Consider the following 24,269-nt stretch of genomic DNA (forward strand, 5'->3'; position numbering starts at 1 on the left):
AATGGCAAGATATAGAGGTCCAGTAGAAAAAATTGAAAGAAGATTTGGGGTTAGCCTTGCATTAAAAGGTGAAAGAAGATTAGCTGGAAAAAGCGCATTAGATAAGCGCCCTTATGGTCCTGGACAACATGGACAAAGAAGAGGTAAAATCTCAGAATATGGAATCCAACTTCGCGAAAAACAAAAAGCAAGATTGATGTATGGAGTTTCTGAAAAGCAATTCCGCTCTATTTTTGTAGAAGCAAATAGGCTTGAAGGAAACACAGGGGAGAATCTTATTAAATTAATTGAGAGAAGACTGGACAATGTAGTTTATAGAATGGGATTTGCCACAACAAGAAGATTTGCAAGACAATTGGTAGTGCATGGACATGTTCTTGTAGATGGAAAGCGATTAAATATCCCTTCTGCATTTGTTAGTGCTGGGCAAAAAATTGAAATTTGCGAAAAAACAAAGAAAAATCCACAAATTCAGAGAGCTATTGAGCTTACTAAACAAACTGGAATTGTTCCTTGGGTAGATGTGGATCAAGAGAAAGTATTTGGAATTTTCACAAGATTGCCTGAAAGAGAAGAGGTTATTATACCTATTGAAGAAAGGCTCATTGTTGAGTTGTATTCTAAATAGTAGATAGAGGTGTTAGTATGAAAAGCATTAAAACTTCTCCTCATATTCCAACAAAAATTGAAGTTAAAGAAATTGGCGTTAATAGAGTTCAAATTACTGCATATCCATTTGAAAATGGATATGCTATTACTTTGGCACATCCATTAAGACGCTTATTGCTTGGTAGTTCTGTTGGGTTTGCGCCGGTTGCTTTGCGTATCGCAGGGGTTGCTCATGAGTTTGATTCAGTGCGCGGTGTAACAGAAGATGTTTCTCAATTTATTGTTAATTTAAAAACAATTCGCTTTAAAATTAAAGATGACAGTGATAGCATTAGTGTTGATTACGCTTTTAATGGACCAAAAGTAATTACAGGCGCAGATTTATCTAATGATCTTGTAGAAGTTGTAACTCCAGATGTGCATCTGGCTACTATCAATAAAGATGCAACCTTATCTTTTTCTATTGTAATTTATAAGGGCATTGGCTATGTTCCAAGTGAAGAGATTCGCTCTAATGTTCCAGAAGGCTTCATGCCACTTGATGCGTATTTTACTCCTGTAACGAGTGCGACTTATGCAACAGAAAATATGCTTTTAGAAGATGATCCAAACTATGAAAAAGTTATTTTTGAAATTGAAACTGATGGACAAGTAGATCCTTTGATTGCTTTTAAAAATGCTTTGAGTGTAATGCATAAGCAAATGTCTATCTTTAATTCAGAGTTAAATATAGAGATTCCAGAGGTGGCTATTTCTGAAGAGGAGCGTCCTGAACTAAAAGTATTATCACAAACTATTGATAGTTTGAATTTCAGTGCAAGATGTTTTAATTGCTTGGATCGATCTGGCATTAAATATTTGGGTGAATTGGTTTTATTAAATGAAGAACAAATTAAAAACATTAAGAATCTGGGTAAAAAATCTTTAGATGAAATTACAGCAAAACTTGATGAGTTAGGATACCCTGTTGGTCGAGAAATTTCAGAAGATTTAATGCAAATTCTTAAGAAAAAATTTTCTAATTAAGAAAAAAGGAAAAAGAAATGAGACATAAACACGGATATAGAAAGCTTAGTAGAACTTCTTCTCATCGTAAAGCTTTATTAAAAAATCTCTCAATTGCTTTGATTACAAGTGGTAAAATTGAAACAACACTTCCAAAAGCAAAAGAATTGCAAAGTTATTTTGAAAAGCTTTTAACAAAAGCTAGAACAAATGATTCTATGGCGCATCGCTTAGTCTTTTCTCATTTGCAACATAAAGAATCTGTTAAAAAACTTGTAAAAGAAATTGCACCAAAGTATGTTGGTAAAAATGGTGGTTATACAAGAATTATCAAAACAAGAGTGCGAACAGGTGATGCTGCTCCTATGGCATTTATAGAATTAGTGTAAGCATTAGCAATAAGTTTTCTTATTGCTACCCCTCCCCTTTTTTTAAATGATTGTGTAAATTATAATTATTTTTTACTTTATTTTAAAAAATCTTCCAATCTTACAAAAAATTAAAGTTTTCCTATGATAAAATACAAGGTTTTGTAAAACGCTTAAAATGATTTTATATAATTAGGAGGAAATAGATGGCAGAAAATGTCAATCGTAGGGATTTCCTTGGTATGACTCTTGGGGCAATTGCGGCTGTGGGTGCTGGTGCATCATTAGTTGCAATGAAGTCTTCTTGGGATCCTTTACCAAGCGTAGTTTCAGCTGGCTTCACAACTATTGATTTGAGCACAATGCAAGAGGGCGAGTATCGACAGGTAGAATATCGAGGAACTCCAGTGTATGTGATTAAAAAAACTGCAGAAATGAAAAAATGTGAAGAAAGAGATGTTGTTGTTGGGAATGCAGATTATAGCTTGGGGATTCAAATTTGTACGCACCTTGGTTGTATTCCTTCTTATGATACTAATACAACAGAATTTCATTGTGCTTGTCATGGTGGAAAATTTGATGCCTGTGGTAGAAATGTCTTTGGACCACCTCCAACTCCTATGGCGATTCCGCCTTTTAAAATTGATGGGCAGAAGCTTGTATTAGGCGAAGAAGGACCAGAGTATTTAAAATTAGTAGGTAAGGCATAAGGAGTTTTGATGGCACAGATTGAAAAAGCAAATGGCATTGTGGATTGGTTGGATAAAAGACTTGCCATAAAGCCTTTAATGAAAGTTTTAATGACAGAATATTGGATTCCTAAAAATATTAATTTTTTATGGGCAATGGGTGTTGTTTTAGTTGTTTTATTTACACTTTTAGTGATTTCGGGTTTATTTTTGTTAATGTATTACAAGCCAGATACAAAATTAGCTTTTGATAGTGTAAATTACACAATTATGCAAGAAGTGAAATATGGTTGGTTGTGGAGACATTTGCATGCAGTGAGCGCTTCAGTTTGTTTCTTAATTATTTATATCCATATGTTTGTAGCGATTTATTATGGATCTTATAAACGCGGTAGAGAAATGATTTGGATTACAGGTATGATTCTTTTTGGATTATTTTCTGCTGAGGCATTTAGTGGTTATATGTTGCCATGGGGACAAATGAGCTATTGGGCAGCGGCGGTTATTACCAACCTTTTTGGTGGAATTCCAGTGATTGGTGCTGATTTAGTTGTTTGGATTAGGGGTAATTTTATTGTTGCAGATGCGACTTTGACAAGATTCTTTATGCTGCATGTTGTGCTATTGCCTGTGGTTATTATGATAGTGATTGCTATCCATTTCTATTCTTTAAGAATCCCACATGTTAATAATGCTTATGGTGAAGAAATTGACTTTGAAAAAGAAGCAGAGAAGTTTAAGGCTGGAAATAAAAAAGAATCAAAAGTTATTCCTTTTTGGCCAATGTTCTTATCTAAAGATTTCTTTGTGGCAAGTTTCTTTTTGGCTATTTTATTCTATTTGACTTGCTATCATTATAGTTTTGCGCTTGATCCTATTAATTTTGATCCAGCTGATCATCTAAAAACTCCCCCACATATTTACCCAGAGTGGTATTTTTTATGGAGTTATGAAATCTTAAGAGGATTCTTCTTTAGTGCAGATTTAGGATTGATTGCATTTGGTATTGCAAATGTGATTTTTATGCTCTTGCCTTGGTTGGATAGAAGCAATGTTGTTGCTCCTGCTCATAAGCGCCCAGCATTTATGGTGTGGTTTTGGTTATTGGTAATTGATATGATTATTTTGACAATCTATGGTAAATTGCCTCCAACAGGGATTAATGCCTATATTGGTTTTGCAGTTACTATTGCATTCTTTGCATTATTGTTTGTAGTGTTGCCTATCATTACAAAACTAGAAAATAAAAAGAATAGTTAAGGAGTTGGAATGAAAGAATTCTTAGCATTAATTGTAGTAGTTGTTGTTGCAGGTATTATTTATTGGGGTGTAGAGCCTTTTGCGCATGGGCAAATGTATCCCAAAGTAGCTCCTGCAGACTATACTTTTTCAGATTTAAAGCCTCTTGAGATTCAAGAGGGAAATGCTGCAAATGGGAAGGAAATTGTTTTGGCTAATTGCGTTGCATGCCATTCTATTAAAACTGAAGGTATGGAAATGCCATTCTCTCCAGCAGACGCATTGGCTGCTTATGGGGTAGTTCCGCCAGATCTTTCTAGTGCTGCATTAATTTATGATAAAAATTTCTTAGCTAATGCTATTAAAAATGTCGCAGTAGCAACTAAGCAAACTCATAAATTTAGCGGCAATCATCCTATGCCCGCATATGATTGGATGAGCGATCAAGAAATAGCAGATATTGTAGCGTATTTACAAAGTATTACTCCAAAAGAAATGACAGATAAAGAAGTGTTTATTGATGCATGTGGAAGATGCCATGATATGAAATACGATAAATGGTATGCAGATGGTGGATTAAAGACTTATTTGGGAACAAAAGTGCCTGATTTATCAATGATGATTCGAAGTCGCAATTTGGAATATTTACACACCTTCATCAACGATCCACAAAAAAGATTGTCAGGAACTGCAATGCCTAGAGTTGGTTTGACAGAACAAGCTGAAAAGCAAGTGATTGCTTATATGGAAAGTGTAGGTGATAGCAAAAAAGCTGAAAGAGAATCGCTTGGTTGGAAGTTAGTTGTCTTTATGGTGCTTATGGGAGTTGTAGCTTATTTGTGGAAACGCAAAATTTGGCGTGATGCCCATTAAAAATTTTAAAAGCTAGTAGAAACTTAGGGTTTCTGCTTAGTTTTTAGTCTCATATAATAAGCTTGACCAAAGCTAATTCCACCATCATTGCAAGGTATCTCTCCATTTAAAAATATTTTTTTTCCTTTGAGTGCTTTAAGAGTGAGTTTGGTAAGAATCGCATTTTGAAAACAGCCACCACTTAAGAGAATTGTTGGATATTTTTGAGCAATAAAGCTAATGATATTTACAAAAGTTTGATGGAAGTTTAGAGCAATATTTTCTAAAGAAATGTAATTTTTCAAGTCATGATAGATTTCTTGTATGATAGATTCCCAAAGAATTGTGTCTTTTGAAATCTTAAAGGGATAGCTTTTAGCTTGTTTTTTGTGTTTTAAAGCCTTATAGGCAAGTGTTTCAAGAATCATTCCACCTTCGCCCTCATAGTTTGTTTTTTCCACAAGATTGCATATTGAAGCCACCATATCAAAGATTCTGCCAGCTGAATTGCAGGTGTAACTTTGCGTATTTTGATGCTGTTTGTAGAAAAAATCAATAATATTTTCTCCATAATCTTTTTTTAGGCTATCAATAAGTGGTAAATTCAAGTTTTTATAATCATCTCCAAAAGCAATAAATAGTGCTTCCATCCCTAATCTTCGCGTATCTTTGATAGCTGCTTCTCCGCCTAAGAGCTTAAAAGGGGCAAAAAAAGCTTTTCGTTTAAAACTAAGTGGTTTTTTTGGGTCATAAAATAAAAATTCACCACCCCAAATATTGCCATCTGCTCCATAGCCTGTACCATCAAAAATAACTCCTAAAACTTCTTGTCTAATTTTGTTTTCTGCGACATTGGAGAGAAGATGTGCAAAATGGTGTTGGATAAAATAAGAATCACTACCATCTAAAAATTCCCTTTGTACATAATTTGGATGTAAATCTCCGCAAAATGTGTGGATTTTAGCTTGATATTGTTGGCTAAAGAGTGTTAGATTTTGTTTGAAATTATTAATTGATTCAAGATTGTCTAAATCCCCCAAATGCGGACTTAAAAAAAGTTTGCTGTGGAGATTAAGGCAAAAAGTAGATTTTTGTTGAGCGCCAAGAGTGATGAAGTTTTTAGTGCTGTGTGGTGTTGGCAGTGGAATATCAGATAAATATCCCCTAGCACGCCTTAAAACTTGTGTCTTTTTCCCCAAAATTCTCACAAGACTATCATCAATGGGGTTTAAAATATCGCGATTGTAAAATAAAATACCATCACAAACGCCTTGAAGTTTTTGAGTGATACCATAAAAATCCTTAATGATCGGTTCTCCGCTTATATTAGCACTTGTAAAAACTAAAGGAAAATCAATATAAAAAAACAGCAAATAATGCAAGGCAGAATAGGGAAGTATGATTCCAAGAGTTGCGAGATTTGGTGCAATAAGGGAGAGAGGGAGATTGGTTTTAGCTTTAGAATAACTTAGCACAATGGGAGAGATGCTTGAGTTAAGCATAGTGATTGCTTGAGAATTTAAATGAGCATATTTTTGAGCCATTTGGATATTTTTGCACATTAGTGCAAATGGTTTTTTGGGGCGTCTTTTTCTTTCTCTTAGGTTTATTAGTGAATTAGCGTTGGTCGCATCACAGACCAAGGCATAACCACCAATACCCTTAATGGCTAAAATTTTACCTTCTTTGAGAGCCTTAAGCGCATTTTTGATAGGAGAATCTTTTTTGGTTAAGTGAGAGTGAATTTGAGAATCTGGTAAAAAATCGCCTTGATAATTGAATTCATCAGTAAAAAAAAGTTGCGGACCACAAGCGGGACAGCAGTTAATTTCTGAGTGGAATCGTCTTGAAGTCTTATTATTATATTCTTTTTGGCAGTTTTCACACATAACAAATGAATGCATAGCGGTATTTTTTCTATCATAGGGAAGCGTAGAAATAAGGCTGTATCTCCCTCCGCAATCTGTGCAACTAATAAAAGGATAAAGAAAGCGATGATTCTTAGGATCAAGAAATTCTTGTTTGCAAGATTCGCATAAGGCAATATCAGCAGGAATAGTGGCGGTTTTTATGGAGTTAGCTTGACTTTCTTGGATTAAAAAAGTGGAAAAGGTTTTTTTTATTTGGATTGGTTTTTTGGAGATTGAGATGATTTTGGCAGCTTTAGGGGGATTTTTTAAGTCTTTAAAAAATTGCTCTAGTTTTTCTTTTTTACCTTGAACAAGTATTTCTACGCCTTGATTATTGTTTAGCACATAGCCTTTTAAGTGATTTTGTGTTGCGATTTTATACACAAAAGGGCGGAATCCAACGCCTTGAACAATGCCGGTTAAATTAAGAATATAGGTTTTTTCCATTATCTTTTGAAGCATAAGCAAAAATGGATTAAAACAAGGTTAAAATTTTATCTTAGAGTTTTTAAGTAATGTTTGGAGGTTTGTGATGTTGCAGGGAATTTATGCAATTAGTGATGAAATTCTTACGCCTTATCAAGAGATTTTTACAATGTTAAGCAAGGCGATTAAAGGTGGGGTTAGTATTTTTCAGTTTCGCGATAAAACTCATCAAGATAATCAAATCGAATCTTTGGTAACAGAATTAATGGATTATTGCAAACAAGAGGGGGTTTTGTTTGTATTAAATGACAGAATTGAGTTGGCAATGAAGCTTCAAACAAAGGGTTTACATATAGGGAAAAAGCAGGAAGTAAATCCTTATAGTCTAGATGAATTGCTTATGATTCGCAAAAGTTATGGGGGGATTTTGGGTGTTTCTTGCTATGGAGATTTGCAGTTAGCGCAAAATGCTAAAGAGATTGGGGCAGATTATATTGCCTTTGGATCTTGCTTTACTTCTTCTACAAAAACACAGGCTAAGGTGATTTCTCTAGATTTATTTCAAAAGATTCAAGGAATCAAAAAATGTGCCATTGGTGGAATCAATCAGCAAAATATTCATCAATTACAAAATGCAGATATGGCAGCGTGTATTAGTAGTATTTGGAAGGGAGATATAACTCAAAATATTTTAAATCTTAAAAGAAATTGGAAAAAGATTTGAAATAGTGTTATAATCAAAGAAAGAGAAAAAGGAAAACAATGAAAAATTTATTTATTATTTTTGTAACTTACACAAAAGAGTTAGTAGAGATTGAAAAGATTCTTACTTCTCATAGAGAATATCTAAAAACAGGTTATGCAAGTGGGAATCTTTTAGCAAGTGGTCCCCAAAATCCTCGCAAAGGTGGAATCATTGTTGGGCAATTTGACAATAAGGAAGCGGCGGTTAATTTTACAAAACAAGATCCTTTTTATCTGCAAAATGCCGCCAAATATGAAGTGGTGGAGTTTGAACCTGTCTTGCACCAAGATTTCTTAAAGGACTTTTTGGCTTAGTTTGCTAGAGATTGTTTTTGATTAAGCAGGGTTTGTTCATACAAATCTCTATCAAAATAATACCACTCTAGCTCGGAGGGTATTGAAGTATCAGTGATATTTTGCTTTGGTGAATTTTGGAGTGAATTAGAGAGAGAATCTTTACTAATCCCATCAATTTTCCCTCCATTTAAAAAATAGTAAGTTACTCCCGCTCCAAGTCCAGCACCGACTAAAAAAGCATCTGTTTTGGGAGAAATGCAACCATTTAGCAAAAATCCTATTCCAAGCATTATAAGAAATTTGTTCATTGTTAATCCTCTATGTAAATTAACTTTAATAATTTTAAAACTCTAAGCACACTTTATTCCAAAATTAGATAAAATCTAATCTTACACAAGATAAAAGCAAAAAAGGCAGAAAATTATCAATGTTTGGAATGGGATTTTTTGAAATTTTAGTAATTGCAGCAGTGGCAATTATTTTTTTGGGTCCTGAGAAATTACCTAAAGCTTTGGTTGATGTTGCAAAATTTATTAAAGCAGTTAAAAGAACAATGGATGATGCCAAAGAAAGCTTGGATAGGGAAGTCAATCTTAATAAAATCAAAGAGGATGCTTTGGCATACAAAAATAGTCTCACACAAGGAGTGGAGAACTTCACAAAAGAAATGGATTTAAAAGAGCTTTCTTCTTTGGATTTTGAGGAAGATTTAAAACCGCAAATCTCAGAAACAAAAGAAGCACCACTCACTCCAAATAACACTAATCCTCAAACTTCTAATGTAAAAGAGGGGGTTAAGCCTTTGCAAACAAAGCAAACTTTGAGTTTTAAAGAAGATGCAAAGAGTGAAGAAAAATCCATTAAGAATCAATAAAAAGAAAGTGAGATAATAATGTTTGAAGATTTGAAACCTCATATTCAAGACTTGCGCAAATGTTTAGTTGCAATTACTATAACGCTTTTAATAACCTTTTTAATCTCTTTTTATTTTTGGGAAATAATTTTAGATTGGATGGTGGCTCCTTTGAGTGCAGCTTTACCAAAAGGGCGTGAAAGTGTTATTTTTACGCAAGTTGGAGAGGCATTTTTTACGGCTATTAAAGTAGCTTTTTTTAGTGGATTTATTTTTGCCTTACCTATTATATTTTGGCAGATTTGGTCGTTTGTAGCTCCAGGTCTTTATGATAATGAAAAAAAGCTTGTTATCCCTTTTGTGATTTTTGGAACTTTTTTCTTTTTATGTGGTTGTGCGTTTGCGTATTATATTGCTTTTCCGGTGGGTTTTCATTATTTGATTAATTTTGGTAGTCAGCTTTTTACTGCACTTCCAAGTATTGGGGATTATGTTGGATTCTTTGCAAAGTTAATGGTGGGATTTGGAATTTCTTTTGAGCTTCCTGTAATTACATTTTTTTTGGCAAAAATTGGACTAGTTACAGATAAAACTTTAAAAGATTATTTTAAATACGCTATCGTTCTTATTTTTATTTTGGCGGCTATTCTTACCCCTCCTGATATTCTTTCTCAATTTTTAATGGCGATTCCTTTAGCGTTTCTTTATGGTTTGTCTATTGTTATTGCTAAAATAGTTAATCCTTATAAAAATGAGACAGATGAGAATGAATGAATTATTGCTAGAGAGTTATGACTATAAGCTCCCTAAAGAGCTAATCGCTCTTAGCCCAATAATGCCACAAGAAAATGCTAAACTTTTGGTCTATGACAGAAAAGATTGCTCTATTGCACATACGACTTTTAGAGATTTTGCCAGTTTTTTACCCAAAAAGACTTTGTTAGTTTTTAATGATACTAAGGTAATTCCTGCTAGAATCTATGGTAAAAAACCACAAAAAGAAGCCTTGGGTGGTGGAAAAATAGAAGCTTTATTTCATAAAGAAATAGTGGAAAATTTATATTTAATGCAGTTAAAAGGACGATTAAAAATAGGAAATATTGTTGAGTTTGGAGAAGTTTTTGCAAAAATCCTTAAAGATTGTGGAATGGGGTTTAAGGAAGTTTCATTTTTTAAAGATGAAAAATGTTTGCATCCTCTAAGTCACCAAGAGTTTTTTGATTTTTTGCAGCAGTCTGGGCATATCCCTTTGCCACCTTATATTAAGCGTGAGGATAATCAAGAAGATAGAGTAAATTATAATTCTGTTTTTGCTAAAAATATGGGCGCGATTGCTGCTCCAACAGCTTCTTTGCATTTTAGCCAAGAGTCTTTTAGGGCTTTGCAAATGGACTTTGAGAATGCTTTTGTAACCTTGCATGTTGGTGCAGGGACTTTTATTGGAGTAAGCACAGAGAATATTTTGGAGCATAAAATGCACCAAGAAACTTTTGTAATACCTAAAGAAAGTGTGGAAAAAATCAAAAAAGCTTCACATATCACTGCCATTGGAACGACTGCCGCAAGAGTTTTGGAGTATTTTGCTCGCACCAAAGAAATGCAAGGAGAGTGTGATTTGTTTTTGCACCCCCAAAATAAGCCGATAATAACAAATGCCTTGTTAACAAATTTTCATTTGCCTAAAACAACTTTATTAATGCTTGTGGCTTCATTTGTGGGATTAGATGAGACAAAGAGAATTTATCAACAAGCCATTGAAAAGAAATATCGCTTTTATTCTTATGGCGATGGAATGTTGGTGCTATGAATTTTGATTTAACAACACAAGCTAATCAAGCTTTAGAATCTTATGCAAAATTGCTTTTAGAGTGGAATGAGATTCATAGTTTAAGTGGGGCTAGAGATTTGGAGAGTATTTATAAAAATATTCAGGATTCTTTATATCCTTTGGAATTCTTAGGTGAAACTTTAAGAAGCAAGACAAAGCTTTTTGATGTAGGAAGTGGGAATGGATTTCCGGCTGTTGCTTTAGGGATTGCGCTTGGAATTGAAGTTGTGTTATGTGAGCCTAATGCCAAAAAGGCTGCTTTTTTGCAGAATCTTAAATCACAATTGGGATTAAAAAAATTTATGATTTTACGCAAAAAGGTGGAAGAAGTTAAGTTAGATAAAAAGCCAGATTTGATAACTTCAAGAGCGACTTTTAGCTTGACTGGGTTTTTGCAAAAAACCCAGTCAATTATTGATAAAAATAGCTTGATTTTGCTTTATAAGGGTTCTTTAGTGCAAAATGAGATTCCTCAAGGATTGGAGTGTGAGTGCTTTCAGAGGGATTTTAGAAATTATTTAGTAATCAAAGGAGAGAATATATGATAAAGATTTTATTGATTATTTTATTGGTGGTTGGAATTTATTTTTTTGTCCGAAAGATTGGCTCTAAAAACACACAAGAAACTCACTCAAAAAAGCCTAATTGCGAAGAAATTATGCTAGAGTGTAAAAAATGTGGTATTTATATCTCTTCTAAAGAGGCAATTATTAGCAATGGTGAGTATTACTGCTCTAAAGAATGCTTGGAGAGATCCTAAATGCTAATTTTAAATCATAAGCTTATTAATCCTTTAAAAATTGTTTATGTAGATTCAGCTAAAGCCATTGAAAAAACTTTACCTAATGAATTTTTAGTGATTAATGGGGATTTGGAATTGGCAAAATTTTGTTATGAAAATGCAGTAGAATATGCCAGTGTGGTCAGGAATCTTACAGAGACATTGTTGCTTGTGAATCTTGGAGTAAAATTTTTAATTTGTGAAGATTTGCAAAAAGCAAAGGAAATACAAAAATTAGCTGAAAATTATTTATTTGATTCAAAAGTTTTATTGTGTATTTCATTGGACTACGAAATTGAACACGCTGCTAAGGCAGGGATTGATGGGGTAATTTTTTGGAAAATTTAGGGGAGTTTGAGCCATTTTGTGAATTAGATTTAGAATCGCAAAAAGCTTTGGCTAGGATTGCTACTTTAAAAAAATATAAAAAGAAAGAAATTATTTTTTATGAAGAAGATGAAGTTAGAGAAATTTATTTTTTAATTAAGGGTGGCGTGAAAATTTATAAAGTGGATAGATTTGATAGTGAAGTATTTTTTGGCATCTCTACAAAAGGTTTATTAAATGATTGTGATGATGTAAAAAAATTAGTATCTTTTATGAATGTGGAGTGTGTAGAAGATTCTTTGGTGGCTTGTTTTGGAGTAGAGGGATTGCAAGCTGTTTTTGATTCTTATCCACAGATTTTAAAAATGTTTTTCAAAGAGGCGTTTAAAAGGATTAAGGTTTTTGAAAATGTAGTTTTGAGAGAATTGATTTTTGATAGCACAGCTAAAGTTGCCTATTCTTTGTATTCTGATTTAGATGAGTTTAATACCCATAAAAAACAAGAAAATGCAGCTTTTTTGAATATTCAACCAGAAACACTTTCAAGGATTCTAAAAAAACTGCATCGCGATAATATAATAAAAACCAATCAAGCAGGAAAAATAGAGATTTTAGATTCGCATAAACTTCAAATGATTTTTAAACAGGATGCAAAATGACAAAAATCGTTACACGCCTTATCGTTATTGGCATTATCACAACAATTTGTGTAGGGATTATGATGGTTTCTGTTATTTTGATTAATCAAAGAAGCTTGCAAGATGGGTATTTGATTAATATTGCAGGCAAACAAAGAATGCTTACTCAAAAAATTACTAAAGAAGTTTTTATGATTAACTCTCAAAATAAGCAAGGATTTGATGAACTAAATCAGTCTATTAAGGATTTTGAAAGCAATCTTGATATTTTGCAATATGGCAGTCAGAATGAAAACATTAATGCATCTACTAATTTGACAATTATTAAGCAGCTTAATTCAATTAAGAAGCAATGGTTAGTCTTTAAAAAAGAGGTGCAAGATTTTCAAAAAAAGGTATACAATATCTATATAGATAGAAATTTTTTAGAGGATAATAATTTGGTAATTTTAAGGCTTTCAGATCGTATTGTTCAAACGATGGTGGAAGCAAAAATACCACAACACATGATTGATGAGGCGGGTAAGCAAAGAATGCTTATTCAAAGAATGGCGTATTTACTAATCCATTATACTAATCAATGGGATGGTGTTTCTTATCGTGAATTAAAAGAAGTTTGTGATTTGTATGATTCTATGATTTTAAGTTTTTATCGCAATAAAAATTATCAAAAATACCCTAATGTTTATAAGGCTATTAAGGAAAATTATGAGTTTTGGAGAGTTTATTATCGGCATCTTCAAAGTGCTATGGTTATACAAGAGGCAATAGTAGGGAACTTAAAAAATATTGCTGTGCAGAATACGGATTTGTTAAATCAGATTAACTGGATGGTGAATTATTATTCAGATGTTTCTACTCATTCACGCTCTTATTTGGAAAAATTTCAATATGTAGCGGCTTTTATTATGGTGCTTTTGGCATTGTATTCAATGAGAAATTTATTTAATATTCACACGCATCTTAAAAAGTTTGTTAAAAAAACCCAAATGTTAGCACAAGGTGACTTTAAGGGGAATCTAGCAGAGGTTATCAAGCTAGAGGGGGAAAGTGAATTGTCTCTTGCTTCAAAGAATCTTTCTAGTTTTTTAAATAAATTCCATATGGCAAAAGAAACTTCAAATCGTGCTAAAGAATTGAGTGATGATATTAGTCGAGAGATTTTAGAATTAAGTGAGGAAATTAGAGAAAAGCTTGAAATGACACAAATTAGTCAAAATAAAAGAAAAAGCATAGAAAACGCGATTAATTTGGGTGAAGATATAGCGATTCAATCCAGTGAGCAATTAATTGTTGTTGCAAGATTACTAGAAAAGCTCCATGCAATTTTGCAGGATATTGAAAAATCCTGCTAAGAAAAGGAAAATAAAAAGTAGATTCTAAATTTAAGTAAGCAAAAAAAAGATTGATTACATTCCCTTTTTGGCTTCTTCAAGTCTTTGCTGTTCAGAAATGTTTTGTGCAAGATTATCCCAGCGCAATTTAGCACCTCCTAGAAGATGAAAGTGCAGGTAAGGAATCTCTTGTCCTCCATCAATTCCGACATTGCTAATGATGCGGTAACCATTTTTGTCTAAACCTAGGGTTTTGGCGCATTCTTGGATAAATTCTGTCATTCCCGCCATTTCTTTGGGGCTTAATTGCTGGAAGTCTTTAGTGAATTTTTTGGGAATGATTAAGACATGAATGGGGGCTTTTGGGGCAATATCGTGGAAAGCAAGAAAATCTTCATTTTCTAAAACTTTATTACAAGGTGCTTCACCTTTGATAATTTTTTCAAAAATAGTCATTTGCAATCCTTTATTAAGAAGTTTTTTTGGAATTCTACCTTAATTTTGTGCAGTATTTTTTAAAAAATTAAGAAAAGTAAATCATTTTTTTATTACAATTTCTAAAAATAATTGACTTAGAAAACAGGAAGGAACTATTGGAAGAGGTATTTTCTAGAATTAATCAAGCTAAAAACACTGCAGAATTAGAAGAGATTCGTATTTCGGTGATGGGAAAAAAAGGAAGTTTGACTGCAAAATTTGCAGCATTAAAAAATTGCGATGAAGCCCAGAAAAAGACTTTGGCAAAAGAATTGAATTTATTAAAAATTGAATTTGAAAAAGCTTTGGCTAATAAAAAAGAAGAGTTAAGTTTTAAAGAATTGCAAGAGAAATTACAAGCACAAAAAATTGATGTTTCTTTGTTTAGTCCTTGTAGTTTTAAAGGCTCAAATCATCCAATTATGCTAATGTTAGATAGAATTGTAGAGTATTTTTTAAGTATGAATTTTATGATTAAAACAGGACCTTTAGTAGAAGATGATTTTCATAATTTTGAAGCCTTAAATCTTCCAAAATATCATCCAGCAAGAGATATGCAAGATACTTTTTATTTTAAAGATGGAAAGCTCTTAAGGACACATACTTCTCCTGTGCAGATTCGAACAATGGAATCTCAAAAGCCTCCTATTCGTATGATTTGTCCGGGGAATGTTTTTCGTTGCGATTATGATTTGACACATACGCCAATGTTTCATCAAGTGGAGGGTTTGGTTGTTGAGAATGGTAAAGATTCTGTGAGTTTTGCGAATTTGAAGTTTATTTTGGAAGATTTTTTAAAATATATGTTTGGGGATGTAAAGGTTCGATTTAGATCAAGCTATTTCCCTTTTACAGAGCCTAGCGCGGAAGTAGATATGAGTTGTATTTTTTGCAAAGGAGAGGGTTGTCGCGTTTGTTCTCACACGGGTTGGTTGGAAGTGCTTGGTTGTGGATGTGTGAGTGAAAATGTCTTTAGGGCAGTTGGATATGAGGATGTTAGTGGTTATGCCTTTGGATTGGGAGTTGAGAGATTTGCAATGTTGGCTTATAGTGTGCCAGATTTACGCGCATTTTTTGAAAGTGATTTGAGAATTTTGGAGCAGTTTCAATGAAATTTACAAGAAGTATTTTAAAGCATTTTTTACCTTTAGAGAATGTCAGTAGCGAGGTAATTTATAAAACATTAAATAAAATTGGTTTGGAAGTGGAATCGTTCCAAAAAATTTGTGCTCCAAAAAAGGTTGTGGTGGGCAAAATTTTGGAGTGTCAAAAGCATCCCGATGCTACTAAATTAAATGTTTGTCAAGTTGCAGTGAGTGGAAGTGAGGGCAATTATGAGATGCGACAAATTGTTTGTGGTGCTCCCAATGCTAGAGCAGGAATCTTTGTTGCTGTTGCGTTAGAGGGGGCTATTTTGCCACAAGTTACAATCAAAAAGGCGGTATTAAGAGGAGTAGAGAGTTGTGGTATGCTATGTTCTACGACCGAGCTTGGATTTCCTGCTATTAATGATGGAATTGTGGAGCTTGATGGAAGTATTGGTGTATTAGAGATTGGTAAAGAACTCTTGGAGTATCCACATTTTAATGATGAGGTTTATGAAGTTTCAATTACTCCAAATCGCGGTGATTGTATGAGTTTAATTGGAATTGCTAGGGATTTAAGTGTGGCGCTTAATTTGGAGAGAAAACCACTAGAATCGCTAAAAAGCACAGAAAATGCACCAGGTATTGGTCGTGTGTTGCAAATTACAGCAGAAAAAGGGCATGATTCTTCTTTGTTGTATTGCGCAATGGAGACAGAACCCATTGTGATTCCACTTTGTGTGAGTTTATTTTTAGCTTACAATGATTCTTTAGCAAAGCATTGGCTTTTAAATACTTTGAATTTTTCTACGCTAGTGAGTGGGGTGATTTTAAATGCTTATCCACAGACATTTTGTCAATTAGGCAAAGCTTCTGGGGAAAATAAAGTGGTGTTAAATATTCAAGTTGATGAGTTAGGTTTTGAGAGCGTTTATCATAATGGTAAAAAACTTTCTGTGATTGGCATTAAATCCTGCTTAAATGAAGAAAGCTTAAGGGATCTAGGAGAAGGAAGAGAGTTTATTATCTTAGAGGCAAGTTATATTCCTCCCAAAGTCATTGCACAGAAGGTTTTAGAAACTAAAAGTAAATCCAAAGTGGATCCTAAAGTTTTTCAGCGCACAGCCAGGGGCAGTAATCCTAATTTGCAAATGGGTTTTGATGTATTAGGTAAGCTTTTGTGTTGTGAAGATGTTATTTTATATAGCGATTCTCAAGAGCTAATTGCAACACAAAATTGCAATCCTATCACTATTAGCATTCCTTTAATAGCTAAGACAATTGGGGCTGGGCTGGATCGCACAAAAGTTGTGCAGATTTTACAGGCATTGGAATTTAAAATCGAGATTCCTGTGGATGAAAATTTGCTTGTGGTAACGCCACCACCTTTTAGACACGATATTTCAAGCTATCAAGATGTAGCAGAAGAAGTGATTAGATTTATTGGGATTGATGAGATTCCAAGTCAGCCTTTGGTACTCATTCAAGGTAATCAAAACAATGCTGAATCAAACTTTTATCGCTTTAAACGGCAACTAGCTAAAAAAGCAATTGGAGTAAATTTTAATGAGAGTGTGCATTTTGTTTTTCAAGATAAACAAAGGCTTCAACGATATGGCTTTGAAGTCTTGAAGGATGAGCTAGAATTGCTTAATCCTATCACTAATGAGTTAAATACTTTGCGAAGCACCTTGCTTTTAGGTTTGTTAGAGGCAGCACAATTGAATAAAAACAATGGTTTTAATGGGATTTCTCTAATGGAAGTAGGAGAAGTTTATGATTCTAATCGCAATCAAAGCACAAAAATTGCATTCTTGCAAAGTGGATTAGTAGCACAAGAGCGCTATCCTAATGCAAAAGGAATTAAAGGAGATTATTTTGCTTTTGCTAATAGAATCTCCCGTGTAATTGGAGAATTTTCATTGCAAGAAACGCAAAGCAAGGTAGGAATTTTTCACCCAGGACAATGTGCAAAAATAATTTATAACAATCAAGAAATCGGTATTCTCTCAGCACTTCATCCGCAAATTGCAGAAGAGTTTGGGCTAGAAGATACTTACTTGTGTGAAGTGGATTTAGAAAAACTCTCTAGCAAAAATCCACAAGTTGAAATGTATTCGAAATTCCAAAAAATCACTCGAGATTTAAGTGTGGTTGTAAATAAATCAATCCCTTATTATCGCCTAAAAGAGACAATTTCTAGTTTGAATATTCCCGTTATTGTTGGCTTTTATCCACTAGATATTTATAAAGATGATAATCTCAAAGAATCAATTAGCTTAACTATCCGCTTTGAACTTCAATCACACCAAAAAACTTTAGAAGAAAAAGATATTGGGAGTGTGATGGATCAAGTTTTAGAAGCATTAGCGCAGAATCATAAGGTAGTATTGCGATGATTTTGAGAGTTTTGGGTGCATCAAGCTTTGATCTTGAGATACAAGAGATTGCTGCAGACAAGTCTATTTCGCATCGTTGTGCTATTTTTTCGCTTTTGAGCGATAAGCCTTCTTTAATTCGCAATTACCTTAAAGGCGAAGATACGCTAGATAGTTTGAATATTGCTAAAAGGCTTGGTTTGGAAGTGAGAGAAGAAGGCAGTGAAATGGTGCTAACTCCACCGCCAAACATTCAAGAGCCAAGAAGCATTTTAGAATGTGGTAATGCAGGAACAGCTATTAGGCTTTATTTGGGGTTGCTTAGTGCGCAAAAAGGCTTGTTTGTCTTAAGTGGAGATTGTTATTTAAATAGGCGTCCTATGAAACGAGTTGTGTTGCCATTAAGAAGTATTGGGGCTACGATTTTGGGTCGAGAAGATGGGAATCTAGCGCCACTTGTTGTGGTAGGAAATGGAAATTTACAGGCTTTTGATTATACCAGTCAAATTCCAAGCGCACAAGTAAAATCAGCTTTGTTGCTAAGTGGGCTTTTTGCAAAGGGCGATTCGCGCTACAAAGAGCCCGAGCTTAGTCGCGACCATACTGAACGAATGCTAAGTGGAATGGGTGCTGAGATTGAAAGTAAAATCAATAAAGCAGGTGAAGTGGAGATACACCTTTTGCCTTTAAAACAAAAGCTTAAACCGCTTGTGATGGAGATTCCAGCTGATCCTTCAAGTGCCTTTTTCTTTGCTTTAGCAGCTGCTATTATGCCAAATTCTCATCTTGTGTTAAAAAATATTTTATTAAATCCAACACGAATCGAAGCTTTTAGAATCTTGGAAAAAATGGGTGCAAAAATCATCTATAAAGAAGTTTTAAATACCTATGAAAGTATCGGTGATATTGAGATTTTTTCACCACAAAGTTTGCAGAGTGTTGAAGTGAGTGAGAAAATTTCGTGGTTGATTGATGAGATTCCTGCATTAGCTATTGCAATGGCATGCGCTAAGGGAGTAAGTAAGGTAAAAAATGCCAAGGAATTAAGGGTTAAAGAAACCGATAGAATCAAGGCAGTAGTTGAAAATTTGAAACTTTGTGGGATTGAAGCAAGAGAGCTAGAAGATGGTTTTGAGATTAAAGGAGGAGAGATTAAAAGGGCGGAAGTTCCTAGTTATGGAGATCATAGAATAGCGATGAGTTTTGCAATTGCGGGATTGAAAAATGGAATGGAGATTACCCAAGCAGAATATATTAACATTTCATTTCCTAACTTTTTAGAAATTTTGAGTAAAATCACGCAGGTGGAGAAAAGAGAATGCAAGTAAAATTAGCTAAAAGCTATGGGTTTTGTTTTGGTGTGAGACGCGCCATAAAGTTAGCTGAAAGTAAGCCTAATGGAATCACGCTAGGACCTTTAATTCATAATGCTAAAGAAATCAATCGCCTAAAAGATAAATTTAATGTGGTTGTGAATGAAAATATTCAAGAGATTCCCAAAGATGCTGAAGTAATCATTCGCACTCACGGAATCACAAAAGAGGATTTGCAAAAGTTAAGGGAAAAGACAAAGAATATTACTGATGCAACATGTCCTTTTGTAACCAAACCGCAAGAAATTTGTGAAAAAATGAGCAATGAGGGTTATGGGATTATTATTTTTGGCGATGAGAAACACCCTGAGGTAAAGGGAGTAATGAGTTATTGTAAAACAACTCCTTTGGTGGTAGAGAGCCTAGAAGCACTCAAACAAGCTAAAGTTCCCGATAAAGTTGTGCTGATTTCTCAAACAACTAAAAACATTGAAATTTTTTTAGAAATAGCAGACTTTTTGATTCGACAATGTTCGGAGTGTCGCGTGTTTAATACAATTTGCAATGCAACTTTTGATAATCAAGAATCAGCTAGGAATCTTGCTAAAGAAGTGGATATTATGGTGATTGTTGGTGGAAAAAATTCTTCTAACACAAAACAGCTTTATAATATTTCCAAGGAATATTGCGAAGATTGTTACTTAATAGAGGATTTTAGGGAGTTAAATCAAGAATGGTTTAATGGCAAAAAGCTCTGTGGAGTGAGTGCTGGAGCATCAACTCCAAATTGGATTATTAATGAAGTTGTTAAAACAATCCAAAAATATTAGTGCTTTTAATACTTTTAAAAGGCTAGTTGAGTTACAATAGAAATATTTTATTTTTTAAAAAGGGCGCAGATGGCTGTGGTAGGAATTAATATACAAGAATTGGATGAAATTATAGTTGATGAAGATTTTGCTTCAATGTTGGAGCAATACGAGAAAAGAGAGAGTGAAAAAATTTCACAAGGTGAGATAGTCTCTATTGAAAATGGGCAGGTTATTATTGCAGTTTCAGGAGAAAAAAAAGAGGGTGTTATTGCTGTGAGCGAAATTCAAGACTCTCAAGGGAATTTGCTTTTCAAAGTTGGAGATTTGTTGCCTATAGTGATTATGGGAAAAAGAAATGAGCAACCTTTGATTTCTTACAAAAAAGCAGTTCGTAGAGAAAAGATTCGCGAATACATTAAGAATCTTGGTGAAGATTATAAAGATAAAATTGTTGAGGGCATAGTTGTCAAAAAAAATAAAGGTGGTTATATCGTAGAGGGTGAGGGTGTAGAATTCTTTATGCCTAAATTTGTGGCAGCTTTCAAAGAGGGAAGTAAAAATGAAGGTAAGCACATCAAAGCATGTATTATTAATGTTAAACCCGAAGAAGATAGCATTGTGATTTCAAGAAAGCGTTTGTTTGAGATTGAAAATAGTGTCAAAAAGGATGTGATTGAGAACTTGCTTAAACAAGAGGGTGCATTAGAAGGAACTATCAAGAAAATCACAAGTTTTGGTATGTTTGTGGATGTAGAAGGTGTAGAAGGCTTGGTGCATTACACTGAGATTAGCCACAAAGGACCAGTTAATCCTTCGAAAATCTATAAAGAGGGCGATAAAGTATCAGTTAAAATCCTTTCATACGATAAAGACAAAAGACGCTTAGCGCTTTCTATTAAAAATACCATTGAAGATCCTTGGAAAGAAGTTGAGAATGAGCTAGAAGTAGGGGATGCGATTAAGGTTATTGTGAGCAATATTGAGCCTTATGGTGTATTTGTGGATTTAGGAAATGATATTGAAGGATTTTTGCATATCTCAGAAATTTCTTGGAACAAAAATATTCAAAACCCAGAAGAGTTTTTGAAAACAGGGCAAGAAATTGATGTAGAAGTCATTGAAATTGATACAAAAGAGAGACGCTTAAGGGTGTCTTTAAAGAAATTGCTCGATAAGCCTTTTGCGCAGTTTGTCAAAAAACATAAAGAAGGTGATATTTTAAAAGGCTCTGTTGCAACACTCACAGATTTCGGTGCCTTTATTAAATTAGATGGAATTGATGGTTTGTTGCATAATGAAGATGCATATTGGAATAAGAATGAAAAATGTAAAGATTTAATGAAAATTGGTGATGAAATTGAAGTGAAAATCGCTAAAATTGATAAAGAAAAGGAAAGAATCTCATTAACGCGCAAAGGAATCATTGCTTCACCGGTAGAAGAATTTGCTAAAAAACATTCTGAAGATGAAGAGGTTCAAGGTGTAGTTAGAGACATTAAAGACTTTGGAGTATTTATTAAGCTAGATGAAGATATGGATGCTCTAATCCGCAATGAAGATTTATTCCCAATCAAAAAAGAAGAAATCAAAATCGGAGATTCCATTAAAGGCGTTATTTCTTTAATTGATAAACAAAACAATAAAATTCGAGTTTCTATTAGACGCTTAGAGAAGCAAAAAGAAAAAGCTAATCTAAAAAATTTTAATAGTAATGCCGATGATAAAATGACATTGGGAGATATTCTTAAAAATCAAATCTCTTAAAAGAATTTGCAATGCAAACAAGAGTTTTGATAGGTGTTTTTAGTTTTCTAACTTTTGTGATTCTGTATGTTTTAATACGGGATTATGCACAGGCAATACATTCTTATTCGATTCCGAATGTAGAACCTTATCAATTAGAAAAAGTAGAAGATAATGCAACAATAAAAATACCTAAGGAGCTAAGTTGGCTAAATCAGCTCTCAGCTAAGGGTGGGGTTAGCTACTTTTATCCTGCCTCTGAGTTGCGTGTGAAATTATTATTTGAAAAGAATCTCAAAAAAGATGACACAGAAACATTTAGAGTTTCTGTAGGAATCATTGATGATTATCAGTTTTTTTGCATTAATCAAGTTTTAAGTGCTAATAATATTGATTATTCCTATTATAAGGTAGGAGAAAGTATTTGGTTGGTTGTCGCTACAGATGATGAGAAATATTTGCGTAGTGTTTTAGAAGAGTTAAAACATTATGAAATTCATTATTCTTTGTCTAAATCTTAAAAAGGAGTTAAGATGTCTAAATTTACAATCATAGTTTGTGATCATATTCATCAAAGCGGTTTGGATTTGCTAGAGAAGGCAGCGGATGTTGAAGTGTTAAATCTTGCAAGCTTACCAAAAGATGAATTAAAAAAAGAGCTTCATAAAGCGGATGTGGCTATTACAAGGAGTTCTACAGATGTTGATGAATCATTTTTATCAATGGCTACCAAACTTAGAGCAGTTGTTCGTGCTGGAGTGGGTGTAGATAATGTGGATATTGAAGCTTCTAGTAAGCGTGGTGTGGTAGTGATGAATGTTCCAACGGCAAACACTATTGCTGCAGTGGAATTAACTTGTACGCACATTTTGAGCGCTATTAGAAATTTTCCAGGAGCTAATGCGCAACTTAAAGCTGATCGAGTATGGAAGCGTGAAGATTGGTATGGCACGGAGTTAAAAGGTAAAAAGCTTGGGATTATTGGTTTTGGTAATATTGGGAGTCGTGTTGGAAAGCGCATGAAAGCTTTTGAAATGGAAGTGATTGCATACGATCCTTATATTAATCCAGCAAAGGCTACAGATTTAGGAATCGCTTATACAAAAGATTTTAATGAAATTTTAGCTTGTGATATTATTACGATTCATACTCCAAAAAATAAAGAAACCATCAATATTATCAATAAAGAACAAATTGCTAAAATGAAAGATGGCGTTATTTTGATTAATTGCGCTAGAGGTGGCTTGTATAATGAAGATGCTCTTTTTGAAGCTTTAGAGAGTGGTAAAGTAAGATGGGCAGGAATTGATGTTTTTACAAAAGAACCTGCCACTTCTAATAAATTACTAGATTTATCAAATATCTATGTAACTCCACATATTGGAGCTAATACGCTTGAATCCCAAGAAAAAATTGCTATTGAAGCTGCAGAAGCAGCACTTGAATCAGCAAGAGGCTCTAGTTTTCCTAATGCTTTGAATCTGCCTATTAAGGAAACTGAATTACCAGATTTTATGAAGGCTTATTTGGAATTAGTTCAAAAAATGGCATTTTTTGCAATTCAGGTTAATAAAAACGAGATTCGATCCATTAAACTTGAAGCACAAGGAGAGATTAGTGAATATTTATCTTCGCTTTCTACTTTCGCGCTAGTTGGTATTTTAAATGCAACTATTGGAGATAAAGTTAATTATGTTAATGCACCTTATGTGGCAAAAGAGCGAGGGGTGGAGATTGTGCTTGAAGTTAAAACACTGCAAAATGTTTATAGAAATCAAATTAGGCTAACCCTGCTAACTCAAGAGGGAGAATTTAGTGTTTCTGGAACGGTGTTTAATGAAAATACGCCAAAAATTGTAGAAATCAATCATTTTGAGCTTGATATTGCACCAAGGGGGCGTATGATTCTCTTTAGAAACAATGATACTCCAGGGGTCATTGGTTTTGTTGGGACAACTTTGGCGAAATATAATATTAATATTGCAGACTTTAGACTTGGACGATATGGTAAAGAAGCTTTGGCTGTGATTCTTGTCGATGATGAAGTTTCTAATGAAGTTATAAAAGAACTTTCTGCTATTGAGGCTTGTTTATCTATTAAATATGTTGTTCTATAATTTTCCTCCTTTTTTTGGAGGAATTAAGTAAAATTTGAGCTAATTTTGGTAATAATTCCAGTTCCAACAAGAGCCGGGGTGGTGAAATTGGTAGACGCGCCAGACTCAAAATCTGGTGGGGGCAACCCCGTGTCGGTTCGATTCCGACCCTCGGCACCACATACTTACATTTTTTTAATCTCTTTATTTTTTATGGTCTATTTGTAGAATCTTTCTAGTCCCACTTCTTTATATTGCTTATTTTTTTAATTGAGTATTTTTAAAAGTTAATTTTTGGCAAAAGGTAACGAATTTAAGATAATTGTTTAGCGATAGACTTATGAACTTAGAATATATGAGTAAAAATTAAACATTTTTTTTAAAAAAAGCCTAAAATAATAATTCTTTTTTATTTCTTTGTGTAATTTTGTAGAGAAATATAGAATAATACGCATGTCATTATTT

At 33.7% G+C, this 24,269-nt stretch carries 26 protein-coding genes and 1 tRNA gene; 24 read left to right on the forward strand and 3 right to left on the reverse strand.

Translation table 11 applies throughout. From position 1 onward, the window contains the following. Position 1: 1 nt before the first annotated feature. The 6 genes from rpsD (at position 2) to MKD52_RS03035 (ending at position 4,783) form a co-directional block, all read left to right on the forward strand. The gene (gene rpsD / locus MKD52_RS03010) at positions 2–628 is read left to right on the forward strand and encodes a 30S ribosomal protein S4 (protein ID WP_112057501.1); all 627 of its coding nucleotides are present in this window, start codon (positions 2–4) and stop codon (positions 626–628) included. Positions 629–645: 17 nt separating this feature from the next. Continuing rightward, positions 646–1,635, forward strand: coding sequence for a DNA-directed RNA polymerase subunit alpha (locus MKD52_RS03015; protein ID WP_242099195.1), 990 nt, complete (start codon positions 646–648; stop codon positions 1,633–1,635). A 17-nt stretch (positions 1,636–1,652) separates the two neighbouring features. Continuing rightward, positions 1,653–2,003, forward strand: a complete 351-nt coding sequence (gene rplQ / locus MKD52_RS03020; RefSeq protein ID WP_242099196.1) for a 50S ribosomal protein L17 — start codon at positions 1,653–1,655, stop codon at positions 2,001–2,003. Positions 2,004–2,188: 185 nt separating this feature from the next. Further along, positions 2,189–2,692, forward strand: coding sequence for a Rieske 2Fe-2S domain-containing protein (locus MKD52_RS03025; RefSeq protein WP_112057498.1), 504 nt, complete (start codon positions 2,189–2,191; stop codon positions 2,690–2,692). A gap of 9 nt (positions 2,693–2,701) precedes the next feature. Then, entirely contained in the window at positions 2,702–3,931 is a 1,230-nt protein-coding gene (locus tag MKD52_RS03030) for a cytochrome bc complex cytochrome b subunit (RefSeq protein ID WP_242099197.1), read from the forward strand. Between the two features lie 9 nt (positions 3,932–3,940). After that, positions 3,941–4,783, forward strand: a complete 843-nt coding sequence (locus MKD52_RS03035) for a c-type cytochrome (RefSeq protein WP_242099198.1) — start codon at positions 3,941–3,943, stop codon at positions 4,781–4,783. Positions 4,784–4,806: 23 nt separating this feature from the next. On the opposite strand, the gene hypF is transcribed toward MKD52_RS03035, so the two are convergent. After that, positions 4,807–7,119, reverse strand: a complete 2,313-nt coding sequence (gene hypF, locus MKD52_RS03040; protein ID WP_242099199.1) for a carbamoyltransferase HypF — start codon at positions 7,117–7,119, stop codon at positions 4,807–4,809. Between the two features lie 85 nt (positions 7,120–7,204). Here hypF and MKD52_RS03045 point away from each other — a divergent pair, with 85 nt between their 5' ends. Both MKD52_RS03045 and MKD52_RS03050 read left to right on the forward strand, forming a co-directional pair. Beyond that, positions 7,205–7,822, forward strand: a complete 618-nt coding sequence (locus tag MKD52_RS03045) for a thiamine phosphate synthase (RefSeq protein ID WP_112057494.1) — start codon at positions 7,205–7,207, stop codon at positions 7,820–7,822. 38 nt (positions 7,823–7,860) lie between these two features. After that, positions 7,861–8,157, forward strand: a complete 297-nt coding sequence (locus MKD52_RS03050) for a YciI family protein (protein ID WP_242099200.1) — start codon at positions 7,861–7,863, stop codon at positions 8,155–8,157. Here MKD52_RS03050 and MKD52_RS03055 read toward each other — a convergent pair. After that, positions 8,154–8,447, reverse strand: a complete 294-nt coding sequence (locus tag MKD52_RS03055) for a hypothetical protein (RefSeq protein WP_112057492.1) — start codon at positions 8,445–8,447, stop codon at positions 8,154–8,156. The genes MKD52_RS03050 and MKD52_RS03055 overlap by 4 nt on opposite strands. Positions 8,448–8,566: 119 nt before the next feature. On the opposite strand from MKD52_RS03055, the gene tatB reads away from it, so the two are divergent. The 8 genes from tatB to MKD52_RS03095 are packed head-to-tail and all read left to right on the forward strand — an operon-like array spanning position 8,567 to position 13,921. Further along, positions 8,567–9,013 carry a Sec-independent protein translocase protein TatB gene (tatB, locus tag MKD52_RS03060; RefSeq protein WP_112057491.1) on the forward strand — a complete coding sequence of 149 codons (447 nt, stop codon included), beginning with the start codon at positions 8,567–8,569 and terminating at the stop codon, positions 9,011–9,013. 18 nt (positions 9,014–9,031) lie between these two features. Beyond that, complete coding sequence (gene tatC, locus MKD52_RS03065) at positions 9,032–9,766, forward strand: twin-arginine translocase subunit TatC (protein ID WP_112057490.1); 735 nt, start codon at positions 9,032–9,034, stop codon at positions 9,764–9,766. Beyond that, a complete protein-coding gene (gene queA / locus MKD52_RS03070; RefSeq protein WP_181566550.1) occupies positions 9,759–10,799 on the forward strand; it encodes a tRNA preQ1(34) S-adenosylmethionine ribosyltransferase-isomerase QueA in 1,041 nt (346 codons plus the stop codon). Before tatC ends, queA begins: the two co-directional genes overlap by 8 nt. Further along, complete coding sequence (gene rsmG / locus MKD52_RS03075; RefSeq protein WP_242099201.1) at positions 10,796–11,365, forward strand: 16S rRNA (guanine(527)-N(7))-methyltransferase RsmG; 570 nt, start codon at positions 10,796–10,798, stop codon at positions 11,363–11,365. Before queA ends, rsmG begins: the two co-directional genes overlap by 4 nt. Beyond that, positions 11,362–11,580: a PP0621 family protein gene (locus MKD52_RS03080; RefSeq protein WP_112057487.1), complete on the forward strand. Its 219-nt coding sequence runs from the start codon at positions 11,362–11,364 to the stop codon at positions 11,578–11,580. The genes rsmG and MKD52_RS03080 overlap by 4 nt, the downstream gene beginning before the upstream one ends. Beyond that, positions 11,581–11,949, forward strand: coding sequence for a hypothetical protein (locus tag MKD52_RS03085; RefSeq protein ID WP_242099202.1), 369 nt, complete (start codon positions 11,581–11,583; stop codon positions 11,947–11,949). Beyond that, a complete protein-coding gene (locus tag MKD52_RS03090) occupies positions 11,937–12,587 on the forward strand; it encodes a Crp/Fnr family transcriptional regulator (protein WP_242099203.1) in 651 nt (216 codons plus the stop codon). The genes MKD52_RS03085 and MKD52_RS03090 overlap by 13 nt, the downstream gene beginning before the upstream one ends. Further along, positions 12,584–13,921 (forward strand): type IV pili methyl-accepting chemotaxis transducer N-terminal domain-containing protein, encoded by a 1,338-nt coding sequence (locus MKD52_RS03095; RefSeq protein WP_242099204.1) that lies wholly within the window; start codon positions 12,584–12,586, stop codon positions 13,919–13,921. The genes MKD52_RS03090 and MKD52_RS03095 overlap by 4 nt, the downstream gene beginning before the upstream one ends. 54 nt (positions 13,922–13,975) lie before the next feature. On the opposite strand, the gene MKD52_RS03100 is transcribed toward MKD52_RS03095, so the two are convergent. Beyond that, positions 13,976–14,356: a histidine triad nucleotide-binding protein gene (locus MKD52_RS03100; RefSeq protein WP_112057483.1), complete on the reverse strand. Its 381-nt coding sequence runs from the start codon at positions 14,354–14,356 to the stop codon at positions 13,976–13,978. 137 nt (positions 14,357–14,493) lie between these two features. On the opposite strand from MKD52_RS03100, the gene pheS reads away from it, so the two are divergent. The 8 genes from pheS to MKD52_RS03140 all read left to right on the forward strand — a co-directional run bounded on the left by pheS (position 14,494) and on the right by MKD52_RS03140 (position 23,984). Next, entirely contained in the window at positions 14,494–15,489 is a 996-nt protein-coding gene (pheS, locus tag MKD52_RS03105; RefSeq protein ID WP_112057482.1) for a phenylalanine--tRNA ligase subunit alpha, read from the forward strand. Then, on the forward strand, positions 15,486–17,861 hold the full coding sequence (gene pheT, locus MKD52_RS03110; RefSeq protein WP_242099205.1) for a phenylalanine--tRNA ligase subunit beta: 2,376 nt from the start codon (positions 15,486–15,488) through the stop codon (positions 17,859–17,861). Before pheS ends, pheT begins: the two co-directional genes overlap by 4 nt. Next, positions 17,858–19,168, forward strand: a complete 1,311-nt coding sequence (aroA, locus tag MKD52_RS03115; RefSeq protein WP_242099206.1) for a 3-phosphoshikimate 1-carboxyvinyltransferase — start codon at positions 17,858–17,860, stop codon at positions 19,166–19,168. The genes pheT and aroA overlap by 4 nt, the downstream gene beginning before the upstream one ends. Beyond that, complete coding sequence (locus tag MKD52_RS03120) at positions 19,159–19,983, forward strand: 4-hydroxy-3-methylbut-2-enyl diphosphate reductase (RefSeq protein WP_112057479.1); 825 nt, start codon at positions 19,159–19,161, stop codon at positions 19,981–19,983. The genes aroA and MKD52_RS03120 overlap by 10 nt, the downstream gene beginning before the upstream one ends. 69 nt (positions 19,984–20,052) lie before the next feature. Then, entirely contained in the window at positions 20,053–21,729 is a 1,677-nt protein-coding gene (locus tag MKD52_RS03125; RefSeq protein WP_242099207.1) for a 30S ribosomal protein S1, read from the forward strand. A gap of 11 nt (positions 21,730–21,740) precedes the next feature. Beyond that, positions 21,741–22,229, forward strand: a complete 489-nt coding sequence (locus tag MKD52_RS03130) for a hypothetical protein (protein ID WP_242099208.1) — start codon at positions 21,741–21,743, stop codon at positions 22,227–22,229. A gap of 12 nt (positions 22,230–22,241) precedes the next feature. Further along, complete coding sequence (gene serA, locus MKD52_RS03135) at positions 22,242–23,825, forward strand: phosphoglycerate dehydrogenase (RefSeq protein ID WP_242099209.1); 1,584 nt, start codon at positions 22,242–22,244, stop codon at positions 23,823–23,825. A 72-nt stretch (positions 23,826–23,897) separates the two neighbouring features. Beyond that, a tRNA-Leu gene (locus MKD52_RS03140) sits at positions 23,898–23,984 on the forward strand. Positions 23,985–24,269 lie beyond the last annotated feature (285 nt).

This window comes from Helicobacter sp. CaF467b (assembly GCF_022664765.1).
Taxonomy (GTDB): domain Bacteria; phylum Campylobacterota; class Campylobacteria; order Campylobacterales; family Helicobacteraceae; genus Helicobacter_D; species Helicobacter_D colisuis.

What these genes read in the sequence shown, in the direction of transcription:
- rpsD (WP_112057501.1), top strand. Translation starts at nt 2, where the DNA reads ATGGCAAGATATAGAGGTCCAGTAGAAAAAATTGAAAGAAGATTTGGG.
- MKD52_RS03015 (WP_242099195.1), top strand. Translation starts at nt 646, where the DNA reads ATGAAAAGCATTAAAACTTCTCCTCATATTCCAACAAAAATTGAAGTT.
- rplQ (WP_242099196.1), top strand. Translation starts at nt 1,653, where the DNA reads ATGAGACATAAACACGGATATAGAAAGCTTAGTAGAACTTCTTCTCAT.
- MKD52_RS03025 (WP_112057498.1), top strand. Translation starts at nt 2,189, where the DNA reads ATGGCAGAAAATGTCAATCGTAGGGATTTCCTTGGTATGACTCTTGGG.
- MKD52_RS03030 (WP_242099197.1), top strand. Translation starts at nt 2,702, where the DNA reads ATGGCACAGATTGAAAAAGCAAATGGCATTGTGGATTGGTTGGATAAA.
- MKD52_RS03035 (WP_242099198.1), top strand. Translation starts at nt 3,941, where the DNA reads ATGAAAGAATTCTTAGCATTAATTGTAGTAGTTGTTGTTGCAGGTATT.
- hypF (WP_242099199.1), bottom strand. Translation starts at nt 7,119, where the DNA reads ATGGAAAAAACCTATATTCTTAATTTAACCGGCATTGTTCAAGGCGTT.
- MKD52_RS03045 (WP_112057494.1), top strand. Translation starts at nt 7,205, where the DNA reads ATGTTGCAGGGAATTTATGCAATTAGTGATGAAATTCTTACGCCTTAT.
- MKD52_RS03050 (WP_242099200.1), top strand. Translation starts at nt 7,861, where the DNA reads ATGAAAAATTTATTTATTATTTTTGTAACTTACACAAAAGAGTTAGTA.
- MKD52_RS03055 (WP_112057492.1), bottom strand. Translation starts at nt 8,447, where the DNA reads ATGAACAAATTTCTTATAATGCTTGGAATAGGATTTTTGCTAAATGGT.
- tatB (WP_112057491.1), top strand. Translation starts at nt 8,567, where the DNA reads ATGTTTGGAATGGGATTTTTTGAAATTTTAGTAATTGCAGCAGTGGCA.
- tatC (WP_112057490.1), top strand. Translation starts at nt 9,032, where the DNA reads ATGTTTGAAGATTTGAAACCTCATATTCAAGACTTGCGCAAATGTTTA.
- queA (WP_181566550.1), top strand. Translation starts at nt 9,759, where the DNA reads ATGAATGAATTATTGCTAGAGAGTTATGACTATAAGCTCCCTAAAGAG.
- rsmG (WP_242099201.1), top strand. Translation starts at nt 10,796, where the DNA reads ATGAATTTTGATTTAACAACACAAGCTAATCAAGCTTTAGAATCTTAT.
- MKD52_RS03080 (WP_112057487.1), top strand. Translation starts at nt 11,362, where the DNA reads ATGATAAAGATTTTATTGATTATTTTATTGGTGGTTGGAATTTATTTT.
- MKD52_RS03085 (WP_242099202.1), top strand. Translation starts at nt 11,581, where the DNA reads ATGCTAATTTTAAATCATAAGCTTATTAATCCTTTAAAAATTGTTTAT.
- MKD52_RS03095 (WP_242099204.1), top strand. Translation starts at nt 12,584, where the DNA reads ATGACAAAAATCGTTACACGCCTTATCGTTATTGGCATTATCACAACA.
- MKD52_RS03100 (WP_112057483.1), bottom strand. Translation starts at nt 14,356, where the DNA reads ATGACTATTTTTGAAAAAATTATCAAAGGTGAAGCACCTTGTAATAAA.
- pheT (WP_242099205.1), top strand. Translation starts at nt 15,486, where the DNA reads ATGAAATTTACAAGAAGTATTTTAAAGCATTTTTTACCTTTAGAGAAT.
- aroA (WP_242099206.1), top strand. Translation starts at nt 17,858, where the DNA reads ATGATTTTGAGAGTTTTGGGTGCATCAAGCTTTGATCTTGAGATACAA.
- MKD52_RS03120 (WP_112057479.1), top strand. Translation starts at nt 19,159, where the DNA reads ATGCAAGTAAAATTAGCTAAAAGCTATGGGTTTTGTTTTGGTGTGAGA.
- MKD52_RS03125 (WP_242099207.1), top strand. Translation starts at nt 20,053, where the DNA reads ATGGCTGTGGTAGGAATTAATATACAAGAATTGGATGAAATTATAGTT.
- MKD52_RS03130 (WP_242099208.1), top strand. Translation starts at nt 21,741, where the DNA reads ATGCAAACAAGAGTTTTGATAGGTGTTTTTAGTTTTCTAACTTTTGTG.
- serA (WP_242099209.1), top strand. Translation starts at nt 22,242, where the DNA reads ATGTCTAAATTTACAATCATAGTTTGTGATCATATTCATCAAAGCGGT.